Source organism: Streptomyces sp. PU-14G, from assembly GCF_041028275.1.
GTDB lineage: Bacteria > Actinomycetota > Actinomycetes > Streptomycetales > Streptomycetaceae > Streptomyces.
Genome location: NZ_JASKYT010000423.1, coordinates 1 through 6,280, shown reverse-complemented (window position 1 = coordinate 6,280; position 6,280 = coordinate 1). Strand labels below are relative to the sequence as shown.

Here is a 6,280-nt window from a genome sequence, read left to right as displayed (position 1 = left end):
GGCGAGGCGGGGCAGCACCTCGTTCGCGAGCCGGGTACCCGAGTCGGGTGCCGTCTCGACGATGACGGAGGCCCCGCGCAGGCCCGTCTCGTGCGAGAGCCGGGACAGCCAGCCGCCCCACGCGGCCACCCAGTTGTCCACCTGGTCCGGGTCGACCAGCGAGCCGCCGTCGGGCTCGCAGGCGAGAACGATGGTGTAGAAGTTGCGGCTGCGGTGGAAGAGGACACCGAAGTCGCGGTCGTAGGCGTCCCTGCCCTCACGCATCTGCATCCGGCCCAGCAGCCCGGGAGGCTGGAACCGCCCGCCCGTACGGCGCGACAGCGGACCGGAGACGTAGGTGGTGGACCCCTTGGACTTGCGGCGCATCCAGCCGATGCGCAGGGCGAGCAACTGGTAGGAGTTGCGCCCGTCCTGGGTGCGGATCAACAGCGGTACGAGCACGATGCTCAGCGGCACCAGCACGACGACCGCCGCCGCCAGTGAGATCAGCGACGCCAGCAGCGTCACGACGAGCCCACCGAAGAGGCCCGCGGTACCGATCATGCCGAAGGGGCCGAGCCCCGGCCTTCTCGGCCGGCGCCAGTTCCCGTACGTCGGGCTCGACGCGGCGTGGGTAGACATGCGTTGCTTCCTTCCGTGTCCCTCGGTCCGTGCCCCTCGCGGGAGGGGAAGGAGACTGCGGGTTTTCTGGCGGGGCGTACGCGCCGGGCGCTGCCAGGCCCTGTGCGTACGCCCCGAGCGGGGCCTACTGGTTGAGGCCGTCTTCCTGTCTGCCGCCTTCGAGCGAGCCGGTGGCGAGGTTCGCGGTGCCCTTGGCGAGGCCCTTGGCGGTTTCCGCGGCCACCGCGGCGGCAGCGAGCGGCCCTGCCGCCGCGCCCGCGCCTCGTGCGGCACCGCTGGGTCCGCCGCCGGACCCCCGGCCGGCGCCTCCACCGCCCGAGCCGCCGCCCGAGCCGCCGCCTTCCGAGCCGCCGCCCCGGGAGCCGCGGCTGCCGGTCGGGCCCGAGCCGTTCGCACCGCCCCCGCCGGACGAGCCGCCACCGCCGCCGGCGAGAGCGGCAGGCCCGGCTCTGCCCGCGGGCCCTGCCCGGCCTCCGGAGCCGGCCTGCCCACCGCCGCCTGAGGACCCGGAGGGCCCGGATCCGCCCCCAGAGCCTCCGTCGCCCTTGCTGGAGAGCCCGGACGAGGCGATCGACTTGGCCCCGGAGGCGATGCCGCCCGCGGCGCCGGTGACGGCACCGGTGTAGGCGCTGCCGCCGCCCAGCGCGGCCGTGGCGGGCACGATCAGCTTCAGCAGCGCGGGCAGGGCGATGGCCGACAGCAGCATCACGCAGATACCGGCGATCTTGACGTGGATCCGCTCCCCGGCATTCCCGGGATCCTGCGGCAGGTCGCCGCTGAGCATCTTGGTTCCCGCGTAGATGATGAGCGCGGCTGCGGGTTTGTAGAGCAGCCAGGCGACCATCCAGCCCATGTGCTTGCGCCACCAGCCGCCGCCCCAGTTGCTCATGGAGGCTGCGGCGGCCATCGGAAGCGTTCCGAACAGCACGATCATGACCGCGAGACGGATGTACAACATGAGCCCGTGGACGATGGCGGCAATGAGCATCAGGAACGCGAGAATCAGGTACAGGAAGGCGGGCACGTCCTTCGAGGACGTGCACATCGACTGCATCATCTGCTCTTGGATCGCCAACCCGTACAGGTGATTGGCGAAACCGTCACCGACCACGGCGGCGGAGGTCACGATGGTCGTGCCCCCGCCGGCCACCACGATGAGCCGGATCATGCCCCGCAGCGCGGTCTGCCCCGCTTCTCCCTGCCGCTCGGCGGCCATTTTGATACAGGCGAAGATGAGCGAGCCGATGGCCACGTACACGACCAGCCAGTGCAACTGGCCCTGGACCGGCTGCGACGCACCCGGCGCGAAGGTGGGGATATTGGAGCTCAGCGCCTGGAAGGCGCTGAGAGCGGCCTTCATGACGAGGTCCCCGATGCCCTTCATGATGGTCCCGACGGGGTCTCCCAGGAACTCGAAGAAACCCTTCAGGGCATCGAGGAACGGATTCCCCGAACTGCATGGACCAGCCATGTCAGGCAGCTCCCCACTTGATGAAACCATTACTGTTCACGCCGGAGTCCGACGTGGCGAAGAGGCTTCCGTCCGTGTGCGGCTTCACCTTCCAGTCGCCGCCGCTCCACCGCATGGACACCGTCGCCACTCCCAGACCTCCACTGGCGCCCTTGATGAGGAGCCGCACCTGCGTCGTGTCCTTCGTGAAGGAACCGACGAAGAACCCCGAAGGAACCCCGGCGTCCTCACCCGTCACCTGCGTCTGCCCCAGCTGCGACCGCTGGGAGATGAACGCCTCGCGCCCCTCTCCGGCCACGAGCTGCTGCATCGCGACGGTCCGCCAGTCGGCGGTGCTCATGTGCGTGAGAATGCCGTGCGCCGCCATGACCGCCCCCATGGGCGTGTGGGCGTAGCACCACCACACGGGGCCGCTGAACCGGGTGGGACCTGCCGACGGCGAGGTCGGAACCGTGACGCCGTCCAGGTTCTTCCACTCCACGTCCTTCGGCGCGGAGGTCGGCCGGGTGGCGTCCTCGTCGTCCTCGGTACGGCATCCCTCCGGTCGCTCCCCCTTGGCTCGCCCGCCGTCCTTCGCGTCGTCGGTGGACAGCGGGCCCTTCACGGCTTCGGGGGGTGCGGCGTCGGCCTCGTCGCCGGCTCCGCCTGTGAGAAGGGAGACGGAGCCGATGACGAGTGCGGTGCCCAGAAATACCGCTGAGGAGACCCAACTGCGCTGTTTCCAGAACTCCTTGGGCTCCTCCGCCTGGCTCTTCCGACGTGTGAACATCACTTGAAGATCCAGCTGGCGAACGGGCCCGCGGAGGCGACGAGGCAGCATCCGGCGAGCACCATGCCCAGGCGGCTCATGTGCTCGGAGCTCTCACCGCGCTTGAGGGAGATGCCCATCATCGCGCCGGTGATCACGATGCCCAGGACACCGGCCGCGGTTCCGGCCCAGGCGGCCAGGTTGAGCATCTGTTCGACCTTGTCGCCGAGCCCCTTGGGAGCCTCGCCCTTCGGTTGGGGGACGTTGGCCAGGTGGTAGAGCATGGACGCCTTCATGGGTATTCCTTCACGTCGAGGTGTGCTGATGGGGGACGACGCCGGGAGTGACCGGCGGACTTCAGGGGGCGCTCGGGATGAACCACTGCACGAGCGGAGCGGCGGTCGTGGCGAGGACCGAGGCCAGCAGCACGATGAACAGCCCTCGGCCGTACATCGCGCCCTCGCCCATGTCCCCCCGGCGCAGCTGGAGGGCCAGCTGGGTGCCGACGATGATGATGCCGAGAACCCCGGCCGCCGAGGCCCCGTAGGCCAGCCAGCTGAGGATCTTCGACGCCTCCGCTACCGCTTCCGCCTTTCCTGGCGCACCCTCCTCGGCCAGTTGCATCAACGGTTCGACAGATGCCGGATCGAGTACGTGGCTCACTACGCTCATCGTTTTCCTTCATGCCTTCCGGGCCTGTTGATCGGGCTCTCCGCCAGTGCCGCGAGGGAGCGGACGCCCTTCGGCAACGCACCGGTCCGCTTCTCCCCGCGCCACGCCGGGACCCAGGGGACCCGGCGCACTTCCGCGACCGAACGCAGAACGCGGACCCTCTGGAGCAGGTGGAGCGGCAGTCGGCCCGGCGCGTCCGCCACGAGGACCACGGCGAGCAGTTCCACACCCTCCGGGTGCGCTCCGGTGTGCAGTGCCTCCAGGGCACGGGACGCCGCACGCAGACCCGTCGCGTGCGTACGGGCCACCAGCAGTACGCGTCCGGGATCGCCCTGGGAGGGATCGGGCCAGTGACGCCCCAGATCGCTGCCGCCCACGACCTCGGCGAGCGTGCTCGTCCCCGCCCCGCCGTGCGCACCGACCCAGCTGACGAGGGCGCCGCCGGGCGAGGAGACCTGAGCCGGCGCCGGATGCCCCGGTGACTGTCCGGGGACGGCCGCTGACGGCACCCCGGCCGGCCCAGCGCCCGGCAACGACACCGGTGTGGGTGGCTGTGCGGCCGGCCCCGGTTCCGGTCCCGGCCCCGGCCCCGGTTCCGGTTGCTGCGGGGCCGGGGCTGGTGCTGGTGCTGGTGCTGGTGCCGGGGACGGCTGCTGGGCGATTGATGCTGGTTGTTGCGGCGCCGGTACCGGTTGTGGGGTTACCGGTGCTGGTTGTGGGGCGACCAGTGCCGGTTGTTGCGGTGCGGGTGCGGGGCGATGCGGTGCCGGCGCGGTCTGCTGCGGGGCCTGCGGGGCCTGCGGGGCCTGCGGGGTCTGCGGGGTCTGCGGAGCTTGCGGGGCCGCCTGGGCTTGCGGGGCCGCCTGGGTGGCCTGCGCGGTCTGTTGCGCAACCGGTGCGGCCGTAGCAGCCGGAGGAGACTGCTCCGCGTTCGTGCGGGCGGACGCCTCGTCCACCCCGGCACGCTCGGGGGCCTCCCCACCGGGTTGGGCTGCTGCGGTCGGTCCGCGCACCCACATGTGCGGGCCGGCGGACGCTGATGGGGGGACGCTCATCGCGGGGCCAGCCTCCTCTCCTTGAAGAACTCCTGTGCTGCCGCGCCCTCGCGGCCCGGACGGAGGCGGTCGGCGCGAACTCGATTGAACTGTTTCGGCATCGCGCCCGTTCGGTGTGCAGCGCGTTGTGCTCCGTCGGAGAGGCACAACGGGACTTCAGCGGAAGTGGTTCACCGTTCCTGGTAGTCCGCCCGGGATCGGTGCGGCGGAGAGGCGGGGGAAAGGAGGTGGACCCATGAGCGACGACGGCGGAGGCGCTTCCAGCAAGGCGGCCGTGATCGGTCTGGCGAGCCTGGGCTGCGGGTGCGTGTCGTTGCCCGTGGTCGCGGCCGGACTCGTCGTCCTGCTGATCATCTTCGGCGGGCTCGGAGTCCTCTTCGCGCCGATCATCGCCCTCATCCTGTTCTTCGGCGGCGGCGGAGGTGGCGCCGACGACGGCTCGGACATCGACACCGACAAGGTCTCCGAGTCGGTGCAGGGCGACGGGAAGGGCGACTTGGACGAGAACACCGTCCCCGACGACCTGGCGGACACCATTCAGGAGGCCGGCGGGATCTGCGACGCCATCGGCCCGGTCGTCATCGCGGCGCAGATCGAGCGCGAGTCGTCCTTCAACAAGGACATGCTCGGACCCAATGGGGAGAAGGGCATCTCGCAGCTTCCGCCGGACAAGTTCGAGGAGTTCGGCGAGGATGAGGACGACAACGACGAAACCCAGGCGACCGACCCCGAGGACTCGATCATGGCCCAGGGCCGGTACATGTGCGACCTCGCCGAGAAGGTCAAGCCGCTCGTCGACAGCGGCGAGGCCCTGGACGGTGAGAGTGTTCTCGACCTGACGCTGGCGGCGTACGCGGTCGGCCTGGACGCGGTGCAGAAGGCCAAGGGGGTGCCCGCGACCACCGAGGCCCAGAGCTACGTGGCGGGGGTCCGCGCGAACTTCCCCCGGTTCGAGGGCATCGGCGGCTCCGTGGCACCTTCCGACTTTCCCTCGGAGAGCATCCCCTCGACCTCGAATCCCAGCGTGTCACCCCCACCCGACCCGGACGCACCGTCCTCGCCCGACCCCGAAGAGAGTGGAGAGTGAGCACCGGATGCTTTGCACCCCCGACGACACATCGCTCGGGCGCCGGCCGGCGCAGCCGGACGACGACGCGGCACCACGGGACGGCGTAGCGGTGGCGGAGACGCGGGACGGTGCCGCGCCCTCGGGTGACCACTCCGAGGCAGCACGGGAAGACACCGGCGAGACGCGCACGTCGGCGGCAGCGTCCGGACGTTTCGCGTTCCTCATCACCCAAGACGGCGCCGTATCCCTCAACGGGGCGCTCATGCCGGTGGGGGAGGGGGAAGAGGTGCACGTCGCCGTGCTCGACGCGGCGCACCGCGCGGCCGAGGAGCGCGGCGAGCCGGTCGACGCGACGATCCTCGACCTGCGGGGCGAGGGCTACGCGACGTACGTCAGAGTCGCCCCGGACGGGTCGAGCCAACTGGTGGAGCCGGAAACCGGGCCGGGACCACAGGAGGCGTCGCCGCCGCCACCCGAGGGCGCGCCTGGCTCCGCGGGTGCGCCCGGCTCCCAGGGCGCGCTCGACTCCGGGGCCGTGCCCGAGCCGACACTGGGGTCCGGGGCTGGGCCCGAGCGGTCACGGGGGTCCGCGGCTGGGCCCGAGCGGTCACGGGGGTCCGGGGCTGGGCCCGAGCGGTCACGGG

7 protein-coding genes and 1 pseudogene are annotated in these 6,280 nt (G+C 71.2%); 2 read left to right on the top strand and 6 right to left on the bottom strand.

Annotated elements, in window-relative coordinates; all coding sequences use genetic code 11:
* The 6 genes from AB8Z75_RS30525 to AB8Z75_RS30500 all read right to left on the bottom strand — a co-directional run.
* A partial coding sequence (locus AB8Z75_RS30525) for an SCO6880 family protein (RefSeq protein WP_369207656.1) occupies window positions 1-621 on the bottom strand: 621 nt, incomplete at its 3' end.
* A 124-nt stretch (window positions 622-745) separates the two neighbouring features.
* Entirely contained in the window at window positions 746-2,092 is a 1,347-nt protein-coding gene (locus AB8Z75_RS30520; protein ID WP_369207654.1) for a hypothetical protein, read from the bottom strand.
* A gap of 1 nt (window position 2,093) precedes the next feature.
* Entirely contained in the window at window positions 2,094-2,861 is a 768-nt protein-coding gene (locus AB8Z75_RS30515) for a hypothetical protein (protein ID WP_369207652.1), read from the bottom strand.
* A complete protein-coding gene (locus AB8Z75_RS30510; protein WP_369207650.1) occupies window positions 2,861-3,136 on the bottom strand; it encodes a hypothetical protein in 276 nt (91 codons plus the stop codon). The genes AB8Z75_RS30515 and AB8Z75_RS30510 overlap by 1 nt, the downstream gene beginning before the upstream one ends.
* Window positions 3,137-3,197: 61 nt before the next feature.
* Window positions 3,198-3,512: a hypothetical protein gene (locus tag AB8Z75_RS30505; RefSeq protein ID WP_369207648.1), complete on the bottom strand. Its 315-nt coding sequence runs from the start codon at window positions 3,510-3,512 to the stop codon at window positions 3,198-3,200.
* The gene (locus tag AB8Z75_RS30500; RefSeq protein WP_369207646.1) at window positions 3,509-4,021 is read right to left on the bottom strand and encodes a DUF6668 family protein; all 513 of its coding nucleotides are present in this window, start codon (window positions 4,019-4,021) and stop codon (window positions 3,509-3,511) included. The genes AB8Z75_RS30505 and AB8Z75_RS30500 overlap by 4 nt, the downstream gene beginning before the upstream one ends.
* Window positions 4,022-4,802: 781 nt before the next feature.
* Between AB8Z75_RS30500 and AB8Z75_RS30495 the strand changes: the two genes are divergently transcribed.
* The gene (locus tag AB8Z75_RS30495; RefSeq protein WP_369207644.1) at window positions 4,803-5,654 is read left to right on the top strand and encodes a lytic transglycosylase domain-containing protein; all 852 of its coding nucleotides are present in this window, start codon (window positions 4,803-4,805) and stop codon (window positions 5,652-5,654) included.
* A 7-nt stretch (window positions 5,655-5,661) separates the two neighbouring features.
* A pseudogene (locus AB8Z75_RS30490) lies at window positions 5,662-6,280 on the top strand (hypothetical protein); the annotation flags it as partial.

What these genes read in the sequence shown, in the direction of transcription:
- AB8Z75_RS30520 (WP_369207654.1), bottom strand. Translation starts at nt 2,092, where the DNA reads ATGGCTGGTCCATGCAGTTCGGGGAATCCGTTCCTCGATGCCCTGAAG.
- AB8Z75_RS30510 (WP_369207650.1), bottom strand. Translation starts at nt 3,136, where the DNA reads ATGAAGGCGTCCATGCTCTACCACCTGGCCAACGTCCCCCAACCGAAG.
- AB8Z75_RS30505 (WP_369207648.1), bottom strand. Translation starts at nt 3,512, where the DNA reads ATGAGCGTAGTGAGCCACGTACTCGATCCGGCATCTGTCGAACCGTTG.
- AB8Z75_RS30515 (WP_369207652.1), bottom strand. Translation starts at nt 2,861, where the DNA reads ATGTTCACACGTCGGAAGAGCCAGGCGGAGGAGCCCAAGGAGTTCTGG.
- AB8Z75_RS30495 (WP_369207644.1), top strand. Translation starts at nt 4,803, where the DNA reads ATGAGCGACGACGGCGGAGGCGCTTCCAGCAAGGCGGCCGTGATCGGT.